At 59.2% G+C, this 25,554-nt stretch carries 24 protein-coding genes; 12 read left to right on the plus strand and 12 right to left on the minus strand.

Features of this window, described 5'->3' with window-relative positions:
• A partial coding sequence (locus GHO25_RS19550) for a thiamine pyrophosphate-binding protein (RefSeq protein ID WP_256677256.1) occupies window positions 1-635 on the minus strand: 635 nt, incomplete at its 3' end.
• A gap of 115 nt (window positions 636-750) precedes the next feature.
• On the opposite strand from GHO25_RS19550, the gene GHO25_RS19555 reads away from it, so the two are divergent.
• Window positions 751-1,635, plus strand: a complete 885-nt coding sequence (locus GHO25_RS19555) for a LysR substrate-binding domain-containing protein (protein ID WP_048369875.1) — start codon at window positions 751-753, stop codon at window positions 1,633-1,635.
• A gap of 260 nt (window positions 1,636-1,895) precedes the next feature.
• On the opposite strand, the gene GHO25_RS19560 is transcribed toward GHO25_RS19555, so the two are convergent.
• Together GHO25_RS19560 and GHO25_RS19565 are read right to left on the minus strand one after the other, a co-directional pair.
• The gene (locus tag GHO25_RS19560; RefSeq protein ID WP_048369669.1) at window positions 1,896-2,513 is read right to left on the minus strand and encodes an NAD(P)-dependent oxidoreductase; all 618 of its coding nucleotides are present in this window, start codon (window positions 2,511-2,513) and stop codon (window positions 1,896-1,898) included.
• Window positions 2,514-2,556: 43 nt separating this feature from the next.
• Window positions 2,557-3,441 carry an MBL fold metallo-hydrolase gene (locus tag GHO25_RS19565; RefSeq protein WP_153391864.1) on the minus strand — a complete coding sequence of 295 codons (885 nt, stop codon included), beginning with the start codon at window positions 3,439-3,441 and terminating at the stop codon, window positions 2,557-2,559.
• Between the two features lie 105 nt (window positions 3,442-3,546).
• Here GHO25_RS19565 and GHO25_RS19570 point away from each other — a divergent pair, with 105 nt between their 5' ends.
• Both GHO25_RS19570 and GHO25_RS19575 read left to right on the plus strand, forming a co-directional pair.
• Entirely contained in the window at window positions 3,547-4,452 is a 906-nt protein-coding gene (locus tag GHO25_RS19570; RefSeq protein ID WP_048386725.1) for a LysR family transcriptional regulator, read from the plus strand.
• Window positions 4,453-4,551: 99 nt separating this feature from the next.
• Window positions 4,552-4,716: a hypothetical protein gene (locus GHO25_RS19575; RefSeq protein ID WP_153391866.1), complete on the plus strand. Its 165-nt coding sequence runs from the start codon at window positions 4,552-4,554 to the stop codon at window positions 4,714-4,716.
• A gap of 12 nt (window positions 4,717-4,728) precedes the next feature.
• Here the strand turns inward: GHO25_RS19575 and GHO25_RS19580 are convergent, their stop codons facing one another.
• Window positions 4,729-5,613 (minus strand): helix-turn-helix domain-containing protein, encoded by an 885-nt coding sequence (locus tag GHO25_RS19580; protein WP_153391868.1) that lies wholly within the window; start codon window positions 5,611-5,613, stop codon window positions 4,729-4,731.
• A gap of 283 nt (window positions 5,614-5,896) precedes the next feature.
• On the opposite strand from GHO25_RS19580, the gene pobA reads away from it, so the two are divergent.
• Window positions 5,897-7,081: a 4-hydroxybenzoate 3-monooxygenase gene (gene pobA / locus GHO25_RS19585; RefSeq protein ID WP_153391871.1), complete on the plus strand. Its 1,185-nt coding sequence runs from the start codon at window positions 5,897-5,899 to the stop codon at window positions 7,079-7,081.
• Window positions 7,082-7,142: 61 nt separating this feature from the next.
• Window positions 7,143-8,660: an MDR family MFS transporter gene (locus tag GHO25_RS19590; protein WP_178110155.1), complete on the plus strand. Its 1,518-nt coding sequence runs from the start codon at window positions 7,143-7,145 to the stop codon at window positions 8,658-8,660.
• A gap of 90 nt (window positions 8,661-8,750) precedes the next feature.
• On the opposite strand, the gene GHO25_RS19595 is transcribed toward GHO25_RS19590, so the two are convergent.
• Genes GHO25_RS19595 through GHO25_RS19605 form a run of 3 tightly spaced genes read right to left on the minus strand, consistent with a single transcriptional unit; the run spans window position 8,751 to window position 11,547 of the window.
• Window positions 8,751-9,572: an ATPase gene (locus GHO25_RS19595; protein WP_153391875.1), complete on the minus strand. Its 822-nt coding sequence runs from the start codon at window positions 9,570-9,572 to the stop codon at window positions 8,751-8,753.
• 30 nt (window positions 9,573-9,602) lie between these two features.
• Window positions 9,603-10,601, minus strand: a complete 999-nt coding sequence (locus GHO25_RS19600; protein ID WP_153391877.1) for an NAD(P)-dependent oxidoreductase — start codon at window positions 10,599-10,601, stop codon at window positions 9,603-9,605.
• Window positions 10,602-10,653: 52 nt separating this feature from the next.
• Entirely contained in the window at window positions 10,654-11,547 is an 894-nt protein-coding gene (locus tag GHO25_RS19605; RefSeq protein WP_048386714.1) for a LysR family transcriptional regulator ArgP, read from the minus strand.
• A 109-nt stretch (window positions 11,548-11,656) separates the two neighbouring features.
• On the opposite strand from GHO25_RS19605, the gene GHO25_RS19610 reads away from it, so the two are divergent.
• From GHO25_RS19610 to GHO25_RS19640, 7 genes are all read left to right on the plus strand, one after another.
• Window positions 11,657-12,259: a LysE/ArgO family amino acid transporter gene (locus tag GHO25_RS19610; RefSeq protein WP_153391879.1), complete on the plus strand. Its 603-nt coding sequence runs from the start codon at window positions 11,657-11,659 to the stop codon at window positions 12,257-12,259.
• Window positions 12,260-12,578: 319 nt separating this feature from the next.
• Window positions 12,579-13,175: a superoxide dismutase gene (locus GHO25_RS19615; RefSeq protein WP_048369650.1), complete on the plus strand. Its 597-nt coding sequence runs from the start codon at window positions 12,579-12,581 to the stop codon at window positions 13,173-13,175.
• Between the two features lie 245 nt (window positions 13,176-13,420).
• Entirely contained in the window at window positions 13,421-15,472 is a 2,052-nt protein-coding gene (locus tag GHO25_RS19620; protein WP_153391881.1) for a bifunctional diguanylate cyclase/phosphodiesterase, read from the plus strand.
• A gap of 174 nt (window positions 15,473-15,646) precedes the next feature.
• Window positions 15,647-16,993, plus strand: coding sequence for an imelysin family protein (locus GHO25_RS19625; RefSeq protein WP_153391883.1), 1,347 nt, complete (start codon window positions 15,647-15,649; stop codon window positions 16,991-16,993).
• Window positions 16,994-17,962: 969 nt separating this feature from the next.
• Complete coding sequence (locus GHO25_RS19630) at window positions 17,963-19,384, plus strand: di-heme oxidoredictase family protein (RefSeq protein ID WP_153391885.1); 1,422 nt, start codon at window positions 17,963-17,965, stop codon at window positions 19,382-19,384.
• A 26-nt stretch (window positions 19,385-19,410) separates the two neighbouring features.
• Window positions 19,411-20,475 carry an imelysin family protein gene (locus tag GHO25_RS19635; RefSeq protein ID WP_153391887.1) on the plus strand — a complete coding sequence of 355 codons (1,065 nt, stop codon included), beginning with the start codon at window positions 19,411-19,413 and terminating at the stop codon, window positions 20,473-20,475.
• A 14-nt stretch (window positions 20,476-20,489) separates the two neighbouring features.
• Window positions 20,490-21,587: a DUF1513 domain-containing protein gene (locus tag GHO25_RS19640; protein ID WP_153330873.1), complete on the plus strand. Its 1,098-nt coding sequence runs from the start codon at window positions 20,490-20,492 to the stop codon at window positions 21,585-21,587.
• A 92-nt stretch (window positions 21,588-21,679) separates the two neighbouring features.
• Here the strand turns inward: GHO25_RS19640 and GHO25_RS19645 are convergent, their stop codons facing one another.
• The 5 genes from GHO25_RS19645 to colR all read right to left on the minus strand — a co-directional run bounded on the left by GHO25_RS19645 (window position 21,680) and on the right by colR (window position 25,456).
• A complete protein-coding gene (locus tag GHO25_RS19645; protein WP_048369637.1) occupies window positions 21,680-21,901 on the minus strand; it encodes a hypothetical protein in 222 nt (73 codons plus the stop codon).
• Window positions 21,901-22,617: a lipopolysaccharide kinase InaA family protein gene (locus GHO25_RS19650; RefSeq protein ID WP_153391889.1), complete on the minus strand. Its 717-nt coding sequence runs from the start codon at window positions 22,615-22,617 to the stop codon at window positions 21,901-21,903. Before GHO25_RS19650 ends, GHO25_RS19645 begins: the two co-directional genes overlap by 1 nt.
• A 3-nt stretch (window positions 22,618-22,620) precedes the next feature.
• Window positions 22,621-23,301, minus strand: a complete 681-nt coding sequence (locus GHO25_RS19655) for a class I SAM-dependent methyltransferase (RefSeq protein ID WP_048386673.1) — start codon at window positions 23,299-23,301, stop codon at window positions 22,621-22,623.
• A 201-nt stretch (window positions 23,302-23,502) separates the two neighbouring features.
• A complete protein-coding gene (locus tag GHO25_RS19660) occupies window positions 23,503-24,783 on the minus strand; it encodes a HAMP domain-containing sensor histidine kinase (RefSeq protein WP_153373513.1) in 1,281 nt (426 codons plus the stop codon).
• Window positions 24,773-25,456, minus strand: coding sequence for a two-component system response regulator ColR (gene colR / locus GHO25_RS19665; RefSeq protein ID WP_048369631.1), 684 nt, complete (start codon window positions 25,454-25,456; stop codon window positions 24,773-24,775). Before colR ends, GHO25_RS19660 begins: the two co-directional genes overlap by 11 nt.
• Between the last annotated feature and the right edge of the window lie 98 nt (window positions 25,457-25,554).

Below are 25,554 nucleotides of genomic sequence, written 5' to 3' on the forward strand. Positions count from 1 at the left end.
GTTTGGCGCGGGGCACTGTGGAGCTGGTCTTTGGCCTCGATCAGGCGCTGGCTCATCTGTTCCACTGCCGCCGGGGCCGCCCCAGGGCGCGCGATGCTGACGGGTTGGCTGTCGAGCAAGGCGTCGGCATTTTCTACCAGCACGTCGAGCGGGATCTCAATGTGCACCGGCCGTGGACGACCGGCCTGAAACAGCGCAAAAGCACGGGCCAGCACGCCGGGTAACTCGGCTGCCGACATCAGGGTGTGGGAAAACGCGGCAACGCCTGCCACCAATGCGCTTTGGTTCGGCAATTCGTGCAACTTGCCACGCCCGCCACCCAACTGGCTGCGCGATTGCACGCTGGAGATCACCAGCATCGGGATCGAGTCGGCGTAGGCCTGGCCCATCGCTGTGGTGATGTTGGTCATGCCCGGCCCGGTGATGATGAAACACACCCCCGGCTTGCCGCTGGTGCGCGCATAGCCGTCGGCCATAAAGCCTGCGCCCTGCTCATGACGCGGGGTGACGTGGTTGATCGGCGAACTGGCCAGCCCGCGATACAACTCGACGGTGTGCACGCCGGGGATGCCAAACACCTGCTCGACCCCATACGCTTCCAGCAACTTGACCAATACTTCGCCGCACGTCGCCATGGATACTGCCCTCTTGTTGTTCTCAAGTAATGAGCCATTGAAGCGGGCGCGTGTGGCGGACACAACGCAAACCTGCTCATACTAGCCATGTCCTGAATTCATGGCTGAGCTCAACATGAAACGTCTCCCGCCGCTGCCTGCCTTGCACACCTTTCTGATCACGGCCCAATGCTGCAATTTCACCCGCGCCGGTGAACAGCTGCACATCACCCAGGGCGCGGTGAGCCGGCAAATCGCCGGGCTTGAGGAACATTTGGGATATGCGTTGTTTCATCGACAGGCACGGGGCCTGAGCCTGACTGAGCAAGGCCAGGCGCTTTACCCGCGCATCGAGCAGGTGTTTGACTTGATCGGCGAAGCGGTCGAGCACGCCAGCATCCGCCGCACGCCGCTGCAAATCAAAGCCCCGACCTGCATGCTGCGCTGGTTGCTGCCCAAACTGATGGCGTGGCAAAAACTGCGCCCGGACGTACCGGTCGAGCTGACCAGCAGCGTGCACCACGGCATCGACTTTCGCCGTGAAACCTTTGATGCGGCGGTGGTCTACAGCCCGCTGCCGGGGCCCAAGCGGGTAGGCCAACACCTGTTCGACGAACTACTCACGCCCGTCTGTGCGCCGCACCTGCTGCAAGGCCCTGATGCCATCAACAGCTTGCGCGACCTTGAGCAGCACACCTTTTTGCACCCCAGCCGAGACCAGCGGGACTGGGCTCAGTGGCTCAGCGTAGCGGGCGTTGAGGCATCGGCCATCCGCCAGAGCCAATACTTCGACACCCTGGATTTGGCCATGACCGTGGCCGCCCAGGGCAACGGCGTCGCGATGGGCGATTGCTCATTAATTGGTGAAGATTTGAAAGAGGGACGGCTGGCGATGCCGTTTGACCTGACCGTGCGCACCGGCGCGGCCTACATGCTGGTGAGCTCCCCCAGCCAGGAACCGTCAGCGCCCTTGCGCGAATTGATGGACTGGCTGGTAGCACAAGCCACCACCCCTGCGTAGGAGCTCACGGTCTTTTAAAGATCAAAAGATCGCGAGGCGAGCTCGCTCCTACAAAGATTCGGCGTGGTGTCTCCTGTAGGAGTTGCCCCGTCTACGACGCCGCGCTGTCGCGCAGCAAACAGGGCACTGTAGTCGCTGACGAGGCACGAAGGCTGCGATTGGCCAGCGTGGTTTAACGGGGCCTCTTAGATCAAGATCAACAGATCGCGAGCAAGCTCACTCCTACAAAAATTCGGCGTGGTGTCTCGCGATCTTTTACGTTAGTAACCGACCGTGAAGCGCTGGCGCGAATGCTTGGGCTGTTCTACTTCGTCCAGCAGGGCGATGGCGTAGTCAGCGAAGGTGATCCAGCTTCTGCCTTCGGCACTGACCAGCAAGTGGTCTTTGCCAACGCGGTAATGGCCGGTGCGCTCGCCTTCTACAAATTCAGCCGACGGGGACAGGAAGGTCCAGTCCAGGTCGTGTTCGTTGCGCAAGGTGTCCAGGTACACGCCGCCCGCCGAGGCTTCTGCCTTGTATTCTTCCGGGAAGCCCTTGCTGTCGATGACTTTGCTGTCGTCCGGCAGCAACAGCGAACCCGCGCCACCCACCACCAGCAGGCGTTTAACCCCGGCCTTTTTCACCGGCTCGATGATGGCTTGTGGCGTGAGCGTCGAGAAGTGCGCAGCGCTCAGCACCACGTCATGCCCGGCCACAGCCGCTTGCAGCGCCTGGGCATCGTTGACGTCGACGTCCTTGGCCACAACGCCAGCGCGCTGCCCAATTTTTGCCGAGGCGTGACGGGCAATGGCGGTTACCTGGTGCCCACGACGCAGTGCTTCTTCCAGCAGTTGGCTGCCAGCGCGACCGGTTGCGCCGATAATTGCGATCTTGCTCATGATGTTCTCCAGTTGGATGGGGTGCATAAGGTCAAACGTTGATTCACCACTTCATTTCGCCTTTCGCCACTTTGGCGCTCAGTTCCAGCGAAGACGTTTCGCCCAGATCCGGGTAGCGCTTTTTCATGGCCGCGATCAGCTCGTCCGAGTTCTTGGCCTTGAGGGTTTCTTCGTCAAAGGCCTTGATGTAGTCACGGGTGAAGTTGACCGATTTCAATGAATGGTCGTTGTCCCCCAGGTAGTGCCCCGGCACCACGATGTCCGGTTGCAGGCTGGCGATACGTTTGAGGGTCGATAACCATTGGCGGTGCGACTGCGGGGTCTGGGTGTCGGCCATCCACACGTGCAGGTTGTCAGCCACGACTACCCCACCGACCACGGCTTTGAGCGACGGGATCCAGACAAACGTGCGCTCGGGCTGGCGCCCGGTGAGGCCGACGATGTCCAGTTCGTGCCCTTCCAGCGCCAGGGTGTTGCCCTTGATCACCTGGGGCACGATCAGCTTGCTTGGCACATCAGCGCCCATTTTTGGGCCCCAGAACGCCAGCTTGGCGTCTTTGGTTTGTTCGATGTGGGCCACCGTCGGGGCCGAGGCCAGCACCTTGGCGTCGGGGAATGCCTGGGTCAGGGTTTCAAGGCCAAAGTAATAATCGGGGTCGCCGTGGCTGATATAGATGGTGGTCAGGTGCTTGCCGCTGGCGCGAATTTTATCGACCACCTGTTGGGCCTGCGCTTTGGAAAACTGCGCATCCACCAAAATCGCGTCTTTCTGGCCACTGACCAGCACCGAAGACACCGGAAAAATCGCCGCAGCCCCCGGGTTGTAAACCTCCAGGGTCAGAGGCGCCTGCGCGGCGGCGGCATGGGCAGCGAAGCCGAAGACAACGGCACTCAGGCAAACACGGCGCACAGTCGACAATAGGTTCATGGAGCTTCCTGCATTAAGGGTCAGCGATGGACAGAGCTTAGACGCACAATTGACGACAAAAAATGCGATGCTGCGACATAGTTTGTTTCACTAATCGGGCAGATCATGGACCGTCTTATCGCAATGCGGGTTTTTGTCACGGTGGTCGACCTGGGCAGCCAGTCGGCGGCGGCCGACCATCTGGACCTGTCACGCCCGGTGGTTTCACGGTATTTGGCCGAACTTGAAGAGTGGGTCGGGGCGCGCTTGATGCACCGCACCACGCGCAAGCTGAGCCTGACCGCCGCCGGCAACGAAACCCTGCCCCGCTGCCGGCAATTGCTGGAACTGGCAGATGACCTGCAAGCCGCTGTCAGCGTGCCCGATGCGGCGCCACGCGGGTTGCTGCGCATCAGCGTCAGCACCTCGTTCGGCCAAGCGCAATTGGCCTGCGCCATGACCGAGTACGTGCGCCGCTACCCCGAGGTCAACATTGACCTGCAAATGCTCGACCGCACGGTGAACCTGGTGGATGAGCGCATTGATCTGGCGATTCGCACCAGCACCGAACTGGACCCGAGTTTGATCGCACGCAAGCTGACCGTGTGCCGCTCCGTACTGTGCGCCTCGCCCGCCTATTTGCGCGAGCATCCGGCGCCGCAGCAGGTCGATGATCTGAGCCTGCACAACTGCTTGAGCCATGCGTACTACGGCAAGAGCCTGTGGCATTTCACGGTGCAAGGCGAAGCGCTGTCGGTACCGGTTCAAGGCAATATCAGCGCCAACGAAGCCAGCACGCTGCTGCGCGTCACCCTGGCGGGTGGTGGGGTTTCGCTGCTGCCCAGCTACTTGGCGGGGTGCCATATCCGCAGCGGTGAACTGGTACGACTGCTGCCAGACGCTGAGCCCTTGCAGATGAACATTTATGCCGTGTACGCCTCGCGCAAGCACATGCCCGCCACGCTGCGCAGCATGCTCGACTTCCTCAGCGAGCGCTTTACCGAAGAACCCGCGTGGGACAAAGGTCTGTGACCGTTCGGCCAATGGGCATGGCAAGCGCAAGGGGCTGAGCTAGCCTTAATAGTGTGAAGTCTAGGTCTGACTCCGTGAATACGTGGAGAGAGAATAGCCATGACCACTAAAACAAAAACCAGATGCTTGACCGTACTGATCGTGTTTGCTGCCGCTGTATTGTTTGCTGGCGCGTGCTATCGCGCTGAGCAAACGCGGCTCTCAGCCGCAATGACCGCCAGCTGCTTTGCCGGGCACTGCGCGTCGGTGTTTACCGCGCTGTAATGACGCATAGCCTCAGGCCGGGCTGATGCTGTCAGCCCGGTCCGTTCGATAGGCACTGGGCGATGTCCCGGTGAGGCGGCGGAAAAACCGCGCAAAATACGCCGGGTCAGCAAAACCCAATTGATCAGCCACCTCGCTGATGGTCATGGGTGTGTAGATCAAATGACGCTTGGCCTCCAATAGCAGGCGCTGGTGAATGATCTGCAAGGCCGATTGCCCCGCCAGTTCACGGCAAATGCTGTTCAGGTGCGCCACTGAAATCCCGACCCGATGCGCCAGGTCTTCAACACTGGGTTGCTGCTGATACAGGGCTTCGACCTGTTGCGTGAAGAGGTTCAGGTACTCGCGCCCGCGCGGCGGCACTTGCCGGGCTTCCCGGCGCTGGATGACCTGACGCGTGACCCACACCAACAGCACGCTGATCAATGATTGCAGCAACATGTCACGGGCCGCCCGGGCGCTGACATATTCGCTGTGCAGCGCACCGAACAGGCTGTTCAGGTAATGCCGGTCCTTGCCTGCGGGGTAACTGGCAACGCGCTGCAAGGCGCTCATCGACCCGCCCAACTGGGCCTGCAACTGCGTCACCAGCGGCGCGGCCAGCGTCAGCACAAACCCTTCGACGTCCGGTGAAAATTGAAAGCCGTGCACGCATAACGGCGGGATCACCTGCACCGACGACTCGGTCAGCTCATGGTACTGGCCTTCGACTTCAACCCGCGCCCGGCCCTTATGCACATAGAGCAATTGGCACAAATCGGCATGCCGATGGGTGCGGATCTCCCAATCATGGATGCGGCTGCGCAATGAAATGGTTTCACAGTGCAGCAAGTCCGGGCTGAGCCAGTCTTGCTGCTCGCCGTAAAGTTTGAACACCGGGATGGCGGGGGATGTCATGGGCTGAACCTGATGATTAAGCACAGGGCGATAATCGCACCGATTAGCGAAAAGTACCGGCAATGACGTCGTTATCACCTTCATTTGCCACGCTCGTAAGCGAAAAATACAGGCACATTATAAAAATCACTTCGACCTGTTTCGCATAGCCCATCGTAGGAGCTGCCGAAGGCTGCGATCTTTCAAGATCAAAAGATCGCAGCCTTCGGCAGCTCCTACGGTGAGGTTCGTAGCCAAGCGAGGCTCATGCATTCACGGTCGGGGCTTGCGAGAGAGAACAACAATGAGAACTCAAGTCGCTATTATCGGTGCCGGGCCATCCGGGTTGCTGCTCGGCCAGCTGCTGCACAATGCCGGGATTGATAACGTCATTCTCGAACGCCAGAGCGGCGACTACGTGCTCGGGCGGATCCGCGCCGGTGTGCTGGAACAAGGCATGGTCGACCTGCTGCGCCAGGCCGGGGTCAGCCAGCGCATGGACGCTGAAGGCCTGGTGCATGACGGCTTCGAGCTGGCGCTGGAAGGCCGCCAGGTGCACATCGACCTCAAGGGCCTGACTGGCGGCAAGAGCGTGATGGTCTACGGCCAGACCGAAGTCACCCGTGACCTGATGGCCGCCCGCGAAGCCGCTGGCGCACAAACCCTGTACAACGCCAGCAACGTGCAGCCCCACGGCATGAAAACCGATGCGCCCTATGTCACCTTCGAAAAAGACGGCGAAACCTGGCGCCTGGACTGCGATTACATCGCCGGCTGCGATGGTTTTCACGGCGTTGCCCGTCAGTCAATTCCCGCTGATGTGCTGAGCATTTTTGAACGCGTGTACCCGTTCGGCTGGCTGGGGGTGCTGGCCGATACGCCGCCGGTCAACGATGAACTGGTGTACGCCAAGCATGAACGCGGGTTTGCCTTGTGCAGCCAGCGCTCAGCCACCCGCAGCCGCTATTACTTGCAGGTGCCCGCCGAGGAAAAGGTTGAGAACTGGTCGGATCAACGCTTTTGGGACGAATTGAAAACCCGCCTGCCCGCGCCGTTAGCCGACCGCCTGGTAACCGGGCCGTCCATCGAAAAAAGCATCGCGCCGCTGCGCAGTTTTGTGGTCGAGCCCATGCAGTTCGGGCGCCTGTTTTTAGTCGGTGACGCCGCGCACATCGTGCCGCCGACCGGCGCCAAGGGCTTGAACCTGGCGGCCAGCGATGTCAGCACGCTGTTCAACATTCTGCTCAAGGTCTATGCCGAGGGCCGCACTGACTTGCTGGAACGCTATTCCGAGGTGTGTTTGCGGCGCATCTGGAAGGCCGAACGTTTTTCGTGGTGGATGACCTCGATGCTCCATCGCTTTGCTGACAGTGATGATTTCAGCCAGCGAATCACCGACAGCGAGCTGGCGTATTTCGTCGATTCCGAGGCCGGGCGCACCACCATTGCAGAAAATTACGTCGGCCTTCCTTATGAAGCTATCGAATAGCAACCTATCGAGTACAATCGCGGGCATCCCGCCACACGTTTGATGCCTGCAGGTGTACATCGTGACCAGTCTCAACCAGCCTCCACACGCTAAACCCGCCATTCGCAGCATTCTCGTAGCGCTGATGCTGGCGATTTTCCTGGGGGCGCTGGATCAAACCATCGTCGCCGTGTCGATCCCCGCCATTTCCGCGCAGTTTAAAGATGTCAGCCAGCTGGCCTGGGTGATTTCCGGCTACATGGTGGCCATGACCGTGGCCGTGCCGATTTACGGCAAGCTCGGTGACTTGTACGGGCGCAGGCGCCTGATGCTGTTTGGCATGGGCCTGTTCACCGTGGCTTCGCTGTTTTGCGGGCTCGCGCAAAACATGGAGCAGTTGGTGCTGGCGCGGATCATCCAGGGGATTGGCGCCGGCGGCATGATTTCAGTAAGCCAGGCGATCATTGGCGACATCATCCCGCCCCGCGAGCGCGGTCGCTATCAAGGTTATTTCAGCAGCATGTACGCGGTGGCGAGCGTCGCCGGGCCGGTGCTGGGCGGCTACATGACCGAGTACTTGTCGTGGCGTTGGGTGTTTCTGATCAATTTGCCGCTGGGGCTGGTGTCGTGGCTGATCGCGTATCGCACGCTGGTCGGGCTGCCGGTACCGCAGCGCAAGCCGATTATTGATTACCTCGGCACGGTGCTGATGATTGTCGGCCTCACGTCACTGCTGCTGGGCATTACCTTTATCGGCCAGGGCCACAGCTGGCGTGACGATCAAGTACTGGGCCTGCTGGTGGCGGCGGTGGTCGCACTGGTGCTGTTTGTGTGGCACGAGCGACGCACCCCGGAACCGTTGCTGCCCATGCACTTGTTCGCCAATCGCAACGCGGTGTTGTGCTGGTGCACGATTTTCTTCACCAGCTTCCAGGCCATTTCGCTGATCGTACTGCTGCCGCTGCGCTATCAGAGCATCACCGGCGCGGGCGCAGACAGTGCCGCCCTGCACTTGCTGCCGCTGGCCATGGGCCTGCCGATGGGCGCCTACTTTGCCGGGCGCATGACCTCGGTGACCGGCTATTACAAACCGATGATCCTCAGCGGCGCGATTTTGATGCCGCTTTCCATTGCCGGCATGGCCTTCAGCGCCCCGAGCGCCGAACTGTTGAGCGGCGTGTTTATGCTGCTGAGCGGGATTGCCGCAGGGTTGCAGTTCCCGACCTCGCTGGTGGGCGCACAAAACTCGGTGCAGCAACATGACATTGGTGTCGCCACCAGTACCACCAACCTGTTTCGCTCACTGGGCGGCGCGGTGGGTGTGGCGCTGATGTCGGCCTTGTTGCTGGCCCTGCTGCATGATTCGCTATTGGCGCCTGCTGGCGGCCAGCCGCTGCTGGGTGAAGGCAGTTCGGGGAATGTGCTGCTGGACGGCCTTAATGCCGTGCAAGGCCCGGCACTGGCCAGCTTGCGCAGTGAATTGCTGATGACCTTCCGCCACTTGCTGCTGGTCAGCGCTGCCATCTCGCTGCTGGGCTTGTGTGCGGCGATCGTGATGCCGAATCAGGTATTGCGCGGGCGCGGGGATAAGGCGCAGTAACGGTACAACCCGCGTAGGAGCGAGCTTGCCTCGCGATCTTTTGATCTTTAAAAGATCGCGAGGCAAGCTCGCTCCTACAGGGGTGTTGGGTTATGGCCGGGCGCTGATCTGTTTTTGCAGGTTCTGGATCTGGCTTTGCAAGGTGGTGATGTTGCGCGTCACTTGCGCCCGGAACACGTCAAACTCGGCGGTGTTGGGGCCTTGGGAAGCCGCCGGGCGGTTTTCCAGCTGGCTCTTGAGCACGATCATGTCCTGCTCCAGGCTTCGCACGGCATCGCTCGGGTTGCCCTGTTTTTTCAAGGCCGTCACGTCACCCGCCTGTTGCGCTACGGTCGCTTTCAACGCCGCCAGTTCGGTGCTCATGGCCTTGAGGTCGGTCTCAAGTTGGGTCTGGGAGGCTTTCTGGGCGTTGACCTGCAGTAGCATCGCGGCGTTGATTTGCTCAAAACGCTGATCCAGATCGCCCATCTGCCCCGCCACCAGGCCTTGCTGGTGCTTGGCCTGCTCAGCCAGTTGGTCTTCGAGCTGTTTGATCTGCAACTTCAGGGCTTCGCTGCCGTTGTTGATGCTTGATTCGCTGGCCACCACCTTGCCGGAAATGGCCTGTAAGCGCCCCGCCGCTTCTTCGCTGATCCGGGCAAAGCTTTCCTGGGTGGCAACCAGTTGCTGCTCCATCAAGGTGATCTGCTGGAAGCTCCACCAGGCCAGCCCGCCAAACGCCAGCAACACGGCCAGGATCAACGCCCACAAAGGCCCGGTGCTCGGCCCCTTGACCTTGATCACCTGGGCATTGCGCGCATGGCCCGCGCCGCGCTCACGTGCGCCACCCATCGACGCCAGATCATCATGGTCGTCTGCATCTGCCCGCAGGGTCGGTACATTGTCGAAGTGGTCACGTGAGTCGTTACGCATGGAGAAACCTTATCTGGGTCCTGAAGAATGTCAGCGGTACGGCGATTCCTGGGCTTTCCACCAGCCGCAAAACTCGTCCAGCGCGGTCCACAGGCTGACTTTTGGGTCGTAGTCGAGATAGTGGCGAGCCCGGCTGATGTCGAGGGTAAAGTCTTTGCTCATCTCCTGCACGCCCAAACGCGTGAGCGTCGGCGCCGGTTGCCCCGGCCACAGTTTGCAAGCCGCTTCGCTGAGCGCGCCGACACTATAAGCCATGCCGGGGCCCCGATAACGGGTCACAGGCGGCACGTGCATCTGGCGCATCACGTAATTGACCACATCCCAGTACGGTATCGGGGTGCCATTGCTGATGTTGTAGGCCTTGCCCAAGGCCGACCCGCTCACCAGAACGCTGCTCATCAACGCGTCGTTGAGGTTTTGCATGCTGGTGAAGTCGACTTTGTTCAAACCATTACCAATGATTGTCAGGCGATTTTTGCGCTGCTGCGCCAACAAGCGCGTGAACAGGTTCATGTCCCCGGCGCCGGTGACATGGCGCGGACGCAGGGCAATCACTTCGAGGCCGAATTCCTGTGCGCCAAAGACTTTTTGCTCGGCCATGAACCTGGTTTCGGCATATGGATGCTTGAACCGCCGTGGGACGTCTTCTTCGGTCAGCCCCAGATGTGAATGGCCGTCAAAGTACAGCGCGGCCGATGACAGGTGCACCAGGCGCCGAACCCGTTGTTTCAAGCACGCCTCAACCACGTTCTCGGTCACCAGCACGTTGTCGCGGAAGAAGTCCTGATAGCGCCCCCAGGTGCCGACATGCCCTGCGCAATGCACCACCACATCGACATCGACGCACAGGTCACGCACCAGCAAGCCATCGGTCAAATCACCCTGGATAAATTCAGCCCCGCGCCGCACCAGGTGTTCGACACCTTCGGCCCGACGCCCGCTGACCCGCACGTCAAAGCCCTGCTCCAAGGCAAAACGCGCAAAGCGTCCGCCAATAAAGCCGCTTGCGCCGGTGACCAGAATCTTCATCAATTGCTCCAAATGCTGTAAGTCTTGTTGCCTGCTGTTTAAACGTCGGTTATCAGGCCAAAGGCACTAACCAGCGTGATGCTGAGCGGGTTAAATGGGCCGTCAGCGCTTCCAGCAGTTGTCCACCATTGCGCCAATGATGCCAGTACAGTGGCACGTCGATCGGTTTATCTGGCAAAAGCTCTACCAATGCTCCGCTGGCCAGTTGCTCGCGCACTTGCTGCTCGGGGATCAGCCCCCAGCCCAACCCGGCCTCCGTCAAGCGGATAAAGCCTTCTGATGAGGGGCACAGATGGTGCTCGAATCCGCCGTCCACGCCCAGTGCCGCCAAGTACCGATGTTGCAAAAAATCATCCGGGCCAAACACCAGCGCAGGCGTTTTAGGCAATTGCGCAGCCTTCACCCCTTGGGGGAAATGCCGCGCAATAAAGGCCGGGCTGGCCATCGCGCGATAACGCATGGCGCCCAGCAACACACTGCGCGCGCCCGCCACCGGGCGTTCACTGGCGCACAGACACGCGGCCACTTCACCGGCGCGCATGCGTTTCAAGCCGACGGTCTGGTCTTCGACGACCAAATCCAGCAAGAGCTGATTCTCGGCGCAGAAATCGCCCACCGCCTGGGCCCACCACGTGGCCAGGCTGTCGGCATTCAAGGCAATCCGCAGCCGCTCGGGCAAGCCCTCATCGTCCAGTGCCGGGACCACACGTTGCAGGTCACGCTCCAGCAAACGCACTTGTTGCACATGGTTGAGCAAGCGCCTGCCGATGTCTGTAGGGCTCGGCGGCGTGGCACGCACCAGCACCGGCTGCCCGATGCGCGCTTCAAGCAGTTTGATGCGCTGGGAAATCGCCGATTGTGACAGCCCAAGCACCTGCGCCGCACGCTCAAAACCGGCCTGTTCTACCACGGCAGCCAACGCTGAGAGTAATTTATAGTCGAACATCAGTTTTCCTAATGGGCGATCAGCAATATTGGTTTTTCTTATACAACCAAGGCCCGGACAATAGCCAGCAGTAACCCCTTCTTGTGATGCAGTACGGCGAGTATTTCTTATGTGGCAAAGCTACCTTAATGGCCTGTTGGTCGCGTTCGGCCTGATTATGGCCATCGGCACCCAAAACGCTTTCGTGCTTGCACAAAGCTTGCGCCGTGAACACCACCTGCCGGTCGCGGCTTTTTGTGTGATTTGTGACGCATTGCTGGTGGCGGCCGGGGTGTTCGGGCTGGCGACGATTCTGGCGCAAAGCCCGATTTTACTGGGTGTGGCGCGCTGGGGCGGCGCGTTGTTCTTGCTGTGGTACGGCACCCAGGCGCTGCGCCGGGCGTTCTCGGCCTCAAGCCTTGAGCAATCGGCCGGCCAGACCGCGCGTTCGCTCAGGGCGGTGATGCTCAGTGCACTGGCGGTCACCTTGCTCAACCCGCACGTTTACCTCGACACGGTGCTGCTGATTGGCTCGCTTGGCGCTCAGCAAAGCGTACCCGGCGCCTACGTGGTGGGCGCGGCCAGTGCATCGCTGCTGTGGTTCTTCACCCTGGCCCTGGGCGCCGCATGGCTCGCACCATGGCTGGCCCGCCCTGGCACCTGGCGCCTGCTGGACCTGCTGGTGGCGGCGATGATGTACGCGGTGGCGGTTCAGTTGATTATTGCCGGGTAACCTCCCGCTTCATCTCGCGATCTTTTGATCTTGAAAATCAAAAGATCGCAGCCTTCGTGCCTCGTCAGCTCCTACGGGGGCAAGTGTGCGCATTAACAGGCGGGTACTGCAGGTCATTTTGCGTGCCTGAAAAAACATCGAGTTTTTCAATCAATCTCGTTGAAACGTCTATTCCACACAGTTGTCGCGTGGTTATGCGCCAACCCCGGTGCTATGATCCAGCGCTTGCGCCGCAAAGAGTACAAACTCCCCGGCGCGTGTTTGGCCGCCCGTGATCGGCCTTGCGCTCATCGCAACTGACCTGATTAGGAGAATCAACATGGCTTTCGAATTGCCGCCGCTACCGTACGCACATGATGCCTTGCAGCCGCACATCTCCAAGGAAACCCTGGAGTATCACCACGACAAGCACCACAACACCTACGTCGTGAACCTGAACAACCTGGTGCCAGGCACCGAGTTCGAAGGCAAAACCCTGGAAGAGATCGTTAAAACCTCTTCGGGCGGTATCTTCAACAACGCCGCTCAAGTGTGGAACCACACGTTCTACTGGAACTGCCTGTCGCCAAACGGCGGCGGCGAGCCTACCGGCGCGCTGGCTGATGCCATCAACGCTGCGTTCGGTTCGTTCGAGAAGTTCAAAGAAGAATTCAGCAAAACCTCCATCGGCACTTTCGGCTCCGGCTGGGGCTGGCTGGTGAAGAAGGCTGACGGTTCCCTGGCCCTGGCCAGCACCATCGGCGCCGGCAACCCGCTGACCAGCGGCGACACCCCGCTGCTGACCTGCGACGTTTGGGAACACGCTTACTACATCGACTACCGCAACGTACGTCCGAAGTATGTTGAGGCGTTCTGGAACATCGTTAACTGGAAGTTCGTTGCAGAGCAGTTCGAAGGCAAAACCTTCACTGCCTGAAACTGACTGAACGTTAAAAAAACCCGGCATTGCCGGGTTTTTTTTGGCCTCAGCAAAAGTGCGTGGCCATAGCGCTTCAGACTACTATCAACGGCATGTTTTTTTCATTCGACGGCTCAAGTTCAGCACACCATGAACCGACACATTGGCCAGTCCTCAAACCTCTGGATAATGCCCTCGTAAAAATGAACGATTACCTGCAGCCATGACCACACGATTATCGGCAAGACACAAGGAATAACCCTTTGAAGCTGGAATTCAAGAACAGCTTGTCGATCAAATTACTCCGGATCGTATTGCTCTCAGCATTGGTTGTGGGAGGAGTATTGGGCTGCGCGCAAATTGTCTTCGATGCCTACCTCACCCGCCAGGCGGTCAACGAGGACGCCAAGCAGATCCTCAATATGTTTCGCGACCCGTCCACGCAAGCGCTGTACAGCCTGGACCGGGAAATGGCGATGCAGGTCATTGAGGGCTTGTTTCAGGACGACGCAATGCGCAAGGCCTCTATCGGCCACCCCAATGAAGCCGTGCTCGCGGAAAAAACCCGGCCCTTGCAAGAGACCTCAAGCCGCTGGCTGACCGACTTTATCTTGGGCCAGGAACGCTCGTTCAGCACGCCGCTGGTGGGCAGTGGCCCCGACAGAGAATATTACGGCGACTTGAGCATTACTCTCGACACGGCCACTTACGGCCAGGGCTTTTTGACCAACGCCGGTGTGCTGTTGCTGTCGGGCGTGTTGCGGGCGCTGCTGATGAGCCTGGTGCTGTACCTGATTTATCACTGGCTGCTGACCAAACCCTTGTCGAAAATGATCCAGCACCTGACCAGCATCAACCCTGACCACCCCAGCGAGCATTTGATCCCGCAGCTCAAGGGGCATGAATCCAACGAACTCGGGGTGTGGGTCAACACCGCCAATCAGTTGCTGGCCTCCATAGAGCGCAATGCGCATTTACGCCTAGAAGCCGAAAGCTCCTTGCTGCGCATGGCCCAATACGACTTTTTGACCGGGCTGCCGAATCGTCAGCAACTGCAGACCCAATTGAGCAAGATCCTGATTGATTCAGGCCGCTCTCAGCGCCGCGTGGCCGTGCTGTGTGTGGGGCTGGATGATTTCAAAGGCATCAACGAACAATTTGGTTATCAGACGGGCGACCAGTTGCTGCAAGCCCTCACCGATCGTTTGCGGGCGCACAGCGGTAGCCTAGGTGCACTGGCGCGTCTGGGCGGCGACCAGTTTGCGCTGGTCCAGGCCCACATCGAGCAGCCTTATGAGGCCGCCGAACTGGCGCAGGGGATTTTGGATGACCTGGAGACGACGTTCAGCGTCGATCAGCAAAATATCCGCTTGCGCGCCACCATCGGCATCACGTTATACCCGGAAGATGGCGACACCTCCGAGCAGTTGCTGCAAAAAGCCGAACAAACCATGACCCTGGCCAAAAGCCGCTCGCGCAACCGCTATCAGTTTTATATCGCCAGCGTGGACCGCGAAATGCGCCGCCGCCGCGAGCTGGAAAAAGACCTGCGCGACGCCCTGCTGCGCAACCAGTTGTACCTGGTCTACCAACCCCAGATTCGCTACAGCGATCACCGTGTGGTGGGCGTTGAAGCCTTGTTACGCTGGCAGCACCCAGAGCACGGGATGATCCCGCCAGACCTGTTTATCCCTTTGGCAGAAGCCAACGCCAGCATCATCGACATTGGCGAGTGGGCACTGGATCAAGCCTGCTGCCAACTGCGCGACTGGCACGATCAGGGGTTCACCGACTTGCGCATGGCGGTCAATCTGTCGACCGTGCAGTTGCACCACGCCGAGTTGCCGCGGGTGGTCAACAACCTGTTGCAGATGTACCGCTTGCCGCCCGGCAGCCTGGAGCTGGAAGTGACCGAGACCAGCCTGATGGAAGACATCAGCACCGCCGCCCAGCACTTGCTGAGCTTACGTCGCTCGGGCGCGCTGATTGCCATTGATGACTTCGGCACCGGCTACTCATCGCTGAGCTACCTGAAAAGCCTGCCGCTGGACAAAATCAAGATCGACAAGAGCTTTGTTCAGGACCTGATTGACGATGACGACGACGCCACCATCGTGCGTGCCATCATCCAGCTGGGTAAAAGTCTGGGCATGCAGGTAATTGCCGAGGGCGTCGAAACCCTCGAACAGGAAACCTATGTGATCAGTGAAGGCTGCCACGAAGGCCAGGGGTATTTGTACAGCAAGCCCTTGGGAGCGCGGGAATTGGGAGCTTATCTGAAGCAGGCGCAGCGCAACAATGCACTTAATATGTAATTTTATGTTTCAAGATTTTGACCAAGGCCACGGCAGCCGAGGCTTGGTGCAGAAGTAAATAGGAAATATTTACAGGCGTAACCCTTTACACAAAATGCATATCTTTCGCATCATGTCGCACGTTTTGCGTGCCGTCGCATGCTTGTCCCACCTCTCGAAGCAGGATGTTCGCCCATGATTCGTATGCCCCTGGCTACCGCCAGTCTGCTGGCCATTGCTATTTCACTCGCCGGTTGCGGCGACAAAGACAAAGAAAAAACAGCCACAGCACCTACGCCAGCCGCAGCGACCACTCCTGCTACGCCAGCCACTGATGCTTCGGGCGCGCAAGTTAACGACGCCGCAGCCAAAGCCGTTGTCGCGCATTACGCCGACATGGTGCATGCCGTGTACAGCGACTCCGAGTCCACCGCCAAAACCCTGCAAACCGCCATCGACGCGTTCTTGGCCAAGCCCAATGCCGACACCTTGAAGGCCGCACGTGAGGCCTGGATTGCAGCGCGCGTCCCTTACCTGCAAAGCGAAGTGTTCCGCTTCGGCAACACCATCATTGATGACTGGGAAGGCCAAGTGAACGCCTGGCCGCTGGACGAAGGCCTGATCGACTACGTTGACGCCAACTACAGCGGCGCACTGGGCAACCCCGGCGCGAACGCCAACATCATCGCCAACACCCAGATCCAGGTGGGCGAAGACAAGATCGACGTGACTGAAATCACCCCGGAAACCCTGGCCAGCCTCAATGAGCTGGGCGGTTCCGAAGCCAACGTCGCCACCGGCTACCACGCCATTGAATTCCTGTTGTGGGGCCAGGACCTGAACGGCACCGGCCCAGGCGCGGGCGACCGCCCTGCTTCGGACTACCTGGAAGGCGAAGGCGCAACCGGCGGCCATAACGATCGTCGTCGTGCCTACCTGAAAGCCGTGACCCAGTTGCTGGTCAACGACCTGACTGAAATGGTCGGCAACTGGGCACCAAACGTACCTGACAACTACCGCGCCTCGCTCGAAGCAGAGCCTGCACAAAACGGCCTGCGCAAAATGCTGTTTGGCATGGGCAGCTTGTCGTTGGGCGAACTGGCCGGTGAGCGCATGAAAGTGTCGCTGGAAGCCAACTCACCTGAAGACGAGCAAGACTGCTTCAGCGACAACACCCACAACTCGCACTTCTACGACGCCAAAGGCATTCGTAACGTGTACCTGGGTGAGTACGTACGTGCTGACGGCAGCAAAATGACCGGTCCAAGCCTGTCGTCGCTGGTCGTCGTCGTTGACCCGGCCACAGACGCCACCCTGAAATCCGACCTGGCTGACACCGAAGCCAAGATCCAGGTCATGGTAGACCTCGCCAACAAGGGCGAGCACTACGACCAGTTGATCGCAGCGGGCAACGAAGCGGGCAACCAGGTGGTACGTGATGCCATCGCAGCCCTGGTCAAACAGACTGCCGCTATCGAACAAGCCGCAGGCAAGCTGGGCATCAGCGACCTGAACCCGGACAACGCTGACCACGAGTTCTGATGGGCGATGTGTGAGTGAGTGACGCAAAAGGCGACCTTCGGGTCGCCTTTTTTGTGCGCCGTTCAAACGGTAGGAGGGGCCTCGCCTTCGATGCCGCGCTGTCGCGCAGCAAACAGGGTACTGTAGTCGCTGACGAGGTACGAAGGCTGCGATCGGCTGCGTGCAGCCGTGAAACCATCCATCTCGGCATTCTTGGGTACATATCCATTGCTGCGGCAACGGCCACTTAGGGTTCCGGCCTTACGCCGCGTCACTTTGCAAAAGCGGCAAAGTAACCAAAACGCTTTTGCCCCAACCCTCGGTGCCTCGCTGAGGCTCGGCATGCCCTCACCACAGGCATTGCTCCGTGGGCCCGCCGCGATCGGCCATCCTTGGCCGTGTCGCGGCTAACCCGGCGTCCTGCCGGGTTACCCACTGCGCAAAACCTGCGTTCGGCCAGCGTGGTTTAACGGGGCCTCTAAGATCAAGATCAACAACCAAATCAAAAACAGCGCAACCTGCTTTCGTAGGAGCTGTCGAGGCACGAAGGCTGCGATCTTTTGATGTTTAAAAGATCGCGAGACAAGCTCGCTCCTACAGTGGGAAAGTCGAACAGAGTATTGTCAGTTCTTTATCGCGGCCGGGGGTTGCAGACAATAAGAACCATAGGGGTCTGTCTGGCATTTATAAGCAAGTTCTGGGCTGTAGGTTTTAGGAGATAGCCGGCTGTTTGTGCACGCAGAAACGGCCATCACTGTGACTAAGACCATAAGTATTTTCATGTTCGCTCCGTTTTTAACCAGCATGAACTTTGCGAAAAAAGACGTATATCGCTTGTATCTGATTATCAGGTGGGAAATACCTGCTGCATTACTGAGCCTGTAGGCTCTGATCCTGATCGATTCAACCAAACGCTAATTCCTCTTATTTCAATTCACCTTCCCTGATAAACTTTCGCCCCTCGATTTTGCTCACTGGTCTGGACGTTTGATGCCTTCGTTGCCTCTGCGCCTGTCTTTGCTGCTGGCCTTGGGGCTGGCTGGCTGTGATGAGGCGCCGCGCTTTACTCAACCCGAGCCCGGCGAAGCCCGCTCTGGAGGGGACACGACGGTGTTTAAAACCGATCGCAATGCCTTTTCGATGCCATCTGCGAATCTGTCGCCCACTCAACGGCTGGATTTCAGTGTCGGCAACAGTTTTTTCCGCAGCCCGTGGGTGATTGCGCCTTCCACCACCACGGCGCGTGACGGGCTAGGCCCGCTGTTTAATACCAATGCCTGCCAAAACTGCCATATCCGCGACGGTCGTGGGCATCCGCCAGCGCCTGATGCCAAGAATGCGGTGTCGATGCTGGTGCGTCTGTCGATTCCCAATGAGCCCACTTACGCCAAGCTGATCGAGCAAACCGGCATCGTCCCCGAGCCGGTGTACGGTGGTCAGTTGCAAGACATGGCGGTGCCCGGTGTCGCCCCGGAAGGCAAGGTGCGGGTGGACTATGAAGCCGTGCCTTTACGCTTCAAGGACGGCACCGAAGTCCAGTTGCGCAAGCCTTTGCTGCAGATCACTCAGTTAGGCTACGGGCCCATGCATCCCGACACGCGCTTCTCGGCGCGCATTGCCCCGCCGATGATTGGCTTGGGGCTGCTTGAAGCTATCCCCGAAGAGGCGATTCTGACCAATGCCGCGGCCAACAAAAATGACGCGGGCATTAACGGGCGGCCTAATCGGGTGTGGGATGACGCTCAGCAAAAGACAGTTTTAGGCCGTTTTGGTTGGAAAGCAGGCCAACCGAACCTCAATCAACAAAATGTTCACGCCTTTTCTGGTGATATGGGGCTCACCACCAGCCTGAGACCGTTTGATGATTGCACCCCCGCGCAAACCGACTGCCTGGCAGCGCCCAACGGCAATGGTCCGGATGGCGAACCCGAGGTCAGTGACAATATTCTGCGTCTCGTCGAGTTTTACACCCGCAACCTCGCCGTGCCTGCGCGCCGTGATGTCGATTCGCCGCAGGTGCTGGCCGGTAAAAACCTGTTCTATCAGGCCGGCTGCGTCTCATGCCATACGCCAAAGTTCACCACCTCGGCCAACGCCGCAGAACCTGAGCTGGCCAATCAGGTCATTTACCCGTACAGCGATCTGCTGCTACACAACATGGGCCCGGGCCTTGCCGACAACCGCACCGAGTTCGCCGCCTCGGGCAGCGATTGGCGCACACCGCCACTGTGGGGCATTGGTTTGACCCAGACCGTGAGCGGGCACACTCAGTTTTTGCACGATGGTCGTGCGCGCAACCTGCTTGAAGCCGTGCTGTGGCACGGCGGTGAGGCCGAACCGGCCAAGCAGCAGGTGTTGCAATTTAATGCCGAGCAGCGCGCTGCGTTGCTGGCGTTCCTGAATTCTCTTTAACGCCTTATAAGATCGGGGACCCCGACATGTTCAGACCCAAACTTTTATTCACCAGCCTGGCCGCTATCGCTTTGGCAGCCTGCTCGCCGCAAGATCAGCAAGCCGTCACCTCGGCAGCTATCGCCAAGCAGGTGATTCTGCCGACCTACAGCCGCTGGGTAGAGGCCGACCGCCAACTGGCGATCAGCGCACTGGCTTACTGCGAAGGTAAAGAGACGCTTGAGACTGCTCGCGCCGACTTCCTGCACGCACAAAAAGCCTGGGCCGAACTGCAACCGTTGCTGATTGGCCCACTGGCTGAAGGCAATCGCTCGTGGCAAGTGCAGTTCTGGCCAGACAAAAAGAACCTGGTCGGCCGTCAGGTTGAGCAACTGGTGGTGGCTCAACCACAGATCGATGCCGCCGCGCTGGCCAAGTCCAGCGTTGTCGTGCAAGGCCTGTCGGCCTATGAGTACATTTTGTTCGACAGCAATATCGACCTGGCTGACAGCGCGCAGAAAACCCGTTACTGCCCGCTGCTGACCGCCATTGGCGAGCGTCAGAAGCAACTGGCCGAAGAGATCCTGGCAAGCTGGAACAGCACTGACGGCATGTTGGCGCAAATGACCAAGTTCCCGAACCAGCGCTACGCCGATTCTCACGAGGCCATCGCCGATCTGCTGCGTGTGCAGGTAACGGCACTCGATACCCTGAAAAAGAAGCTCGGCACACCGATGGGTCGTCAGAGCAAAGGCATCCCGCAACCGTTGCAGGCTGATGCATGGCGCAGCCAGGCGTCCCTGCAAAGCCTTGCGGCCAGCCTCGCTGCGGCGCAAACCGTGTGGGCCGGGGTCGACAACAAAGGCTTGCGCGGCCTGTTGCCTGCTGATCAAAAGCCGTTGGCTGACAAGATCGACGCTGCTTACGCGACATCCCTCAAGCTGTTCAACGACAATCAGCGCTCCCTCAATGAGCTGCTGGCTGATGAAGCTGGCCGCGAGCAACTGAATGCCATCTACGACAGCCTCAACGTCGTGCACCGTCTGCACGAAGGCGAACTGGCCAAGGCGCTGGGCATTCAACTGGGCTTTAACGCCAACGACGGCGATTGATGAAGGATGGTTCGATGATGCGCAGGCAAGCTCTCAAGCTCGGCGGTTTACTGCTGAGTGCCATTACCCTGGGTGGCTGGTCGCTGTCCAAACAAGGCCGCAGCCCGCTGCTCTTGAGTGCCCGTGACGATGTCGACGGCAATCACTTTGCCGTGGGCTATCGCTTGGATGGCACCCAGGTGTTCAGCACCCGGGTCAACCAGCGCTGCCATGACATCATCAACCACCCGACGTTGCCGATTGCCTTGTTTGTCGCTCGCCGCCCCGGGACTGAGAGTTACCTGATCAGCCTCAAGGACGGGCAATTGCTGCAAACCATCACCTCTCTGCCCAATCGCCATTTTTATGGTCACGCGGTGATCCATAAAGACGGCGAGTGGTTGTACACCACCGAGAATGACACCAGCGATCCGGGGCGCGGTCTGTTGGGGGTTTACCGTTTTGAAGGCGAGCGCCTGGTGCACAGCGGCGAAATCCCGACCCACGGCGTCGGTCCGCACCAAGTGTCGTGGATGCCTGATGGTGAAACCCTGGTGGTGGCCAACGGTGGCATTCGTACCGAAGCTGAAAGCCGGGTTGAGATGAACCTCAATGCGATGGAGCCCAGCCTGGTGCTGATGCAGCGTGACGGTACGTTGCTGAGCAAAGAAACCCTGAGCCAACAGATGAACAGCGTGCGCCATCTGGGCATTGCCACAGACGGCACCGTCGTCGCGTGTCAGCAGTTTATGGGCGACGCCCACGAATTGTCCGAGTTGCTGGCCATCAAGCGCCCCGGACAGCCTTTTCAGCCGTTCCCGGTGGCGGAGCCGCAATTGCGTGCCATGGGCCATTACACGGCCAGCGTGGCGGTACACAGCGAGTTGCGCCTGGTGGCGTTGACAGCGCCAAGGGGTAACCGGTTTTTTGTCTGGGACCTGGACAGCGGCGCGTTGCGCCTGGATGCACCCCTGCCGGACTGTGCGGGCGTCGGCGCCGTGCAAGACGGGTTTGTGGTGACGTCAGGGCAAGGCCGCTGCCGGTTTTACGATTGCCGTAAAAGCGAGCTGATGGCCAAGCCTTTGGAGCTGCCGTCGGGGCTTTGGGATAATCATTTGCATGTGATGTCGTAGGGTGCGTCTGTACGACTAACACTGGGTGTACTCAAGAAAACGGGGGGCTTCGCCCCCCTTCGCAGCCTTCGGCAGCGACTACGGCTTGTTTATTACGGTCTCATTCCCTGCTTCATTCCATACATAAACAGCAACAGGTCGTGATCGGGCTTGGCGTCTATCGCGACTTTTGCCACGCGCGGGATCGGGCATTGCGCGTCGAATTGCGCACTGCTCAATACCTGCATCACGGGTGGTTGCCACGCCGCCACTGCCGCCGTGGCAATGGCCAGAGAGCCAAGCAAAAACAAACCTCGTGCTATTTCTCGCTTCATCACCGTAACCCTTTGATGGTGCTGCCAAACACCTTTTCATAAAAGTAGTTCAGTTTGTTCCAGTCGTCGGTGTTCCACGACGAATGGCGGCGCAGCTGTTTGAGGTCGTGCGCGGCCGCCTTGCGGGCCGTCAGCCGTTGTCGGCTCTTTTCAAGGTCCAGCAGCGCCACATCGACTTGAGCACTTTCACCCTTGCCGGTCACCCGGACAAACACATGCTTGGCATACAGGCAGCCATGCTGCCAGCGGCCCAGATGCATGCGTGCCAAGGTCGTGGCGATGGTTTCAAGCACCCGGTCATGTACCGCTTCACCGTGAATTTCGCGTTCACCGGCAGCGTACCAGTTGTCTATTTCAATAAAATTTTCCAGCGCTGCGGTAACCAACAATGCACGCCATTGTTTATCTGCACCTTGTTGCGCCCCGCAATACACCATTTCTGGCACGCCCACCGCTAAACGGTTAAACGCCAGGAGCGCGTCACGCTCACGCAATACCGTCGGGCGACCCAACGGGTAACGCCAGCTGCGGTAGGTGTGTCCGACCTGACGTTTGACATAGAGCAAGCGGCCATTGGCTTCGTGAATCCGCTGTACACCACTTTCACCGCCACGACGCTGATTCGGTTCTTCTACCCACTCGCCTTGCTGCTGCCAGTAGAACTCAAAGCGGTTTTCAGTCGCGGTGTGGGATGGCGATACGGAATCAACGGTCATGCATTACCTCTTGCGCAGTATGTAAACCCGCCACATGGCGTAGAGCGGGATAAAGTCCAAATGTTGTTGAACGCTGAAGCCAGCCTTTTCAAACTCGGCTTCAACAGTAGCAGCCGGTAACACAAAACGATTTTGGTAACCGTCGGCCCCAGCATCCTCAACCCGATGACGCTCAAGACGCTTGCGTCTCCAGGCCTTAACGTTGCCATCGACCCACAGCGAAACAATCACGCTGTCTCGGCTAACCCGGTGAAACTCCTTTAACAGAGCCATCCGGTGGGTTGCATCGCCTATGTGATGCAGCAGGCGCATGCAAAAAATGCTGTCGACTGCGTTGTCCGGCAGATCGATATCAAATGCAGATGTCTGCAAGTGCCGTACCCGTTTAACCACATCAGCCGGCTGGGCTATCGATGCCACTTCGAGCATGGACGCCGAATTGTCTGCGCCGATGATCATGCGGTTGTGTTTTTCAGCCAGCAGCGGCCAAAACCGCCCCGCCCCGCAAGGCAGGTCTAACACCACGCCCGGATCTCCAGCCAATGCCAAAGCTTTGCGCGCCAGTTGCACATCGCGTTTATGCGAAAGGCGTCGTGCGAAGCCATCTTGATGTTTAAGCAAGTACTCGATGGCGTGTTGCAGGTCATATTTTTCAGCAAATTCAAGTTTGATCGCGGTGCTCATGGTGGCTCTCCTGAAGCAATTACAGGCCACCTTAACCAGGAGAACGTGCGCATCAGGTCATCATGAGGTGAAAAAAATGTACGAGCGAGTCCATAAACGCTGTAGGGTTTTACAGACACAAGATACTGGCTCGGGGCCACTCTACGGACTAATGAGCCGTAGGAGAAGTGACCTGCAGGCCGCAGGTCACGAATGGATAGCTCAGATGTCGGTGGGATTGAGCTCTACGTGGAAGCGGCAACCGTTGGGCTCCATGGTCGTCAGCGTCACTCGCCAGCCCTGGCTGTCGCAGATCCGCTGGACCAAGGACAGGCCCAACCCAAGCCCTTCACCGCGTTTTTCGCCGCCCCGCACAAAGGGCTGAAACATGGCCTGACGCTTCTCTTCGGGGATGCCCACACCACTGTCCTCGACCACAAACCCGGTGGGCTCAAGGCTCAAGCGAATGAACCCGATGTCGGTGTAGTGCAAAGCATTACGCAACAGGTTGCCCATGACCGCATGCAAAAACGTCGCGTTGTAGCGGGTATCGAGCGGGTTGCCGGGGTCATAGATCAGTGTCAGCCCTTTCGCTTCGATAGGCCCCCGCCACAAGCTGATCAAACCCTCGGCCACGGTCGTCAGGGTGACCGTCGGCGACATGGTGGAGTCTTCATGCTGTGCACGGGCGAGCATGAGGAAGGTTTGCACCAGCTCACGCATTTCTTCACAGGCGCGGGAAATTCGCTCCACTTGTGAGCGACTGCGCTGATCCAGCGATGGGCTTTCGAGCAACAGTTCGCAGGAACTTGCCAACACCATCAGCGGCGTACGTAATTCGTGACTCACGTCGCTGGTAAACAGCCGCTCGCGGGTCAAGGTGTCACGCAGGCGGCCCAGGGTGGCGTCAAAGGCCACGGCCAGCTCACCCACCTCATCGGCGGCATAATCGGGCGCCAACGGCGGGGCCAGGCCCAACAGCTGTTCTCGATGGCGTACCTGACGCGCCAGACGTACCACTGGCGCCATCACCCTGCGCGCCAGGACCCAACCGAGGAAAACCGCCAGCGCCAGCGCCAGCACGAACCCGACCAGCACTACGGCGAACAGCACGCGCTCGCGCTCTTCAAAATCACTTTGGTCTTGCAGCAACACGTAGCGCCGCCCGTCGACCACCTCGACCATCGCGTGATACGACAGTTGGTCACGGAACACCTCATGAAAGCCCGGTTCCAGGTGGCGCAAGTCTTTGGGCAAGGCAAAATCACCGCGCCCGCCGCTGTAATAAAACAGCTGATCGGGCTCTGGACGGTGGTTCCAGTCGCTGACGTTATCCATCAACAGCAAACGCTGCAGATCCCCGCCCAAGCCTGCTGAAATCAGTTTTTCTTCGACCAGGTGCACCGTGGCGACAATGCCCATGGCGAACGTCCCGGCCACCAGCGCACTCATCAGCGCAAAGGCGATGATGATTCGTTGGGCAAGGCTTTGTTTAAACTCCATCACGGCTCTCGGCGAGGCGATACCCCACGCCATGCACCGTTTGCAGCAAGGGCTTGTCGAACGGTTTGTCGATCACCTGACGCAGCTGGTGAACGTGGCTGCGCAGGCTGTCGCTGTCCGGGCAGTCATCGCCCCACAGGGCCTCTTCGAGCACTTCACGGCGCAACACATGCGGGCTTTTTTGCATCAACACGGCCAGCAGTTTCAAGCCGACCGGGTTGAGCTTGAGCATGCGCCCTTCGCGGGTGACTTCCAGGGTGTCGAGGTCGTAGCGCAAGTCTGCGACCTGCAACTCGCGACGGCCGCCGCCTTGCGCACGGCGCAGCACGGCTTCGATCCGCGCTGCCAGCTCGGACAAAGCAAAAGGTTTAAGCAGGTAGTCATCAGCACCGGACTTGAAGCCTTGCAGGCGATCATCCAACTGGTCACGGGCCGTGAGCATGATGACCGGCGTGTCGCGACGGGCGTCTTCGCGCAGGCGCTTGCACAGTGTGTAGCCGTCAATGCCCGGCAGCATGATGTCGAGCACGATCAAGTCATAGTGTTCAGTCGCGGCCAGATGCAACCCGGACAAGCCGTCCTGCGCGCAGTCAACGGTATACCCCTTAAGCCCCAGGTAGTCCGCCAGATTGGCGAGGATATCGCGATTGTCTTCAACCAATAAAATTCGCATGGGCACTTTTCTCCGTACGCAGTAACGGCCATCTCGGCCACGGCAGCTTAAGGCCAAGAGCCGCGCAGAGCCAGCGTTGTAGGGCGTTTACACGATTT

Origin of the sequence: Pseudomonas sp. FSL R10-1350 (assembly GCF_009600525.1) — a bacterium.
In the GTDB taxonomy this organism is placed as follows: domain Bacteria; phylum Pseudomonadota; class Gammaproteobacteria; order Pseudomonadales; family Pseudomonadaceae; genus Aquipseudomonas; species Aquipseudomonas helleri.

Coding starts and splice junctions, on each gene's coding strand:
- GHO25_RS19660 (WP_153373513.1), bottom strand. CDS start 24,783: ATGGAGTTTAAACAAAGCCTTGCCCAACGAATCATCATCGCCTTTGCG.
- GHO25_RS19630 (WP_153391885.1), top strand. CDS start 17,963: ATGCCTTCGTTGCCTCTGCGCCTGTCTTTGCTGCTGGCCTTGGGGCTG.
- GHO25_RS19635 (WP_153391887.1), top strand. CDS start 19,411: ATGTTCAGACCCAAACTTTTATTCACCAGCCTGGCCGCTATCGCTTTG.
- GHO25_RS19560 (WP_048369669.1), bottom strand. CDS start 2,513: ATGAGCAAGATCGCAATTATCGGCGCAACCGGTCGCGCTGGCAGCCAA.
- GHO25_RS19595 (WP_153391875.1), bottom strand. CDS start 9,572: ATGCGTAACGACTCACGTGACCACTTCGACAATGTACCGACCCTGCGG.
- GHO25_RS19570 (WP_048386725.1), top strand. CDS start 3,547: ATGGACCGTCTTATCGCAATGCGGGTTTTTGTCACGGTGGTCGACCTG.
- GHO25_RS19655 (WP_048386673.1), bottom strand. CDS start 23,301: ATGAGCACCGCGATCAAACTTGAATTTGCTGAAAAATATGACCTGCAA.
- GHO25_RS19625 (WP_153391883.1), top strand. CDS start 15,647: ATGATTCGTATGCCCCTGGCTACCGCCAGTCTGCTGGCCATTGCTATT.
- pobA (WP_153391871.1), top strand. CDS start 5,897: ATGAGAACTCAAGTCGCTATTATCGGTGCCGGGCCATCCGGGTTGCTG.
- GHO25_RS19640 (WP_153330873.1), top strand. CDS start 20,490: ATGATGCGCAGGCAAGCTCTCAAGCTCGGCGGTTTACTGCTGAGTGCC.
- GHO25_RS19650 (WP_153391889.1), bottom strand. CDS start 22,617: ATGACCGTTGATTCCGTATCGCCATCCCACACCGCGACTGAAAACCGC.
- GHO25_RS19575 (WP_153391866.1), top strand. CDS start 4,552: ATGACCACTAAAACAAAAACCAGATGCTTGACCGTACTGATCGTGTTT.
- GHO25_RS19615 (WP_048369650.1), top strand. CDS start 12,579: ATGGCTTTCGAATTGCCGCCGCTACCGTACGCACATGATGCCTTGCAG.
- GHO25_RS19555 (WP_048369875.1), top strand. CDS start 751: ATGAAACGTCTCCCGCCGCTGCCTGCCTTGCACACCTTTCTGATCACG.
- GHO25_RS19580 (WP_153391868.1), bottom strand. CDS start 5,613: ATGACATCCCCCGCCATCCCGGTGTTCAAACTTTACGGCGAGCAGCAA.
- GHO25_RS19605 (WP_048386714.1), bottom strand. CDS start 11,547: ATGTTCGACTATAAATTACTCTCAGCGTTGGCTGCCGTGGTAGAACAG.
- GHO25_RS19565 (WP_153391864.1), bottom strand. CDS start 3,441: ATGAACCTATTGTCGACTGTGCGCCGTGTTTGCCTGAGTGCCGTTGTC.
- GHO25_RS19645 (WP_048369637.1), bottom strand. CDS start 21,901: ATGAAGCGAGAAATAGCACGAGGTTTGTTTTTGCTTGGCTCTCTGGCC.
- colR (WP_048369631.1), bottom strand. CDS start 25,456: ATGCGAATTTTATTGGTTGAAGACAATCGCGATATCCTCGCCAATCTG.
- GHO25_RS19610 (WP_153391879.1), top strand. CDS start 11,657: ATGTGGCAAAGCTACCTTAATGGCCTGTTGGTCGCGTTCGGCCTGATT.
- GHO25_RS19600 (WP_153391877.1), bottom strand. CDS start 10,601: ATGAAGATTCTGGTCACCGGCGCAAGCGGCTTTATTGGCGGACGCTTT.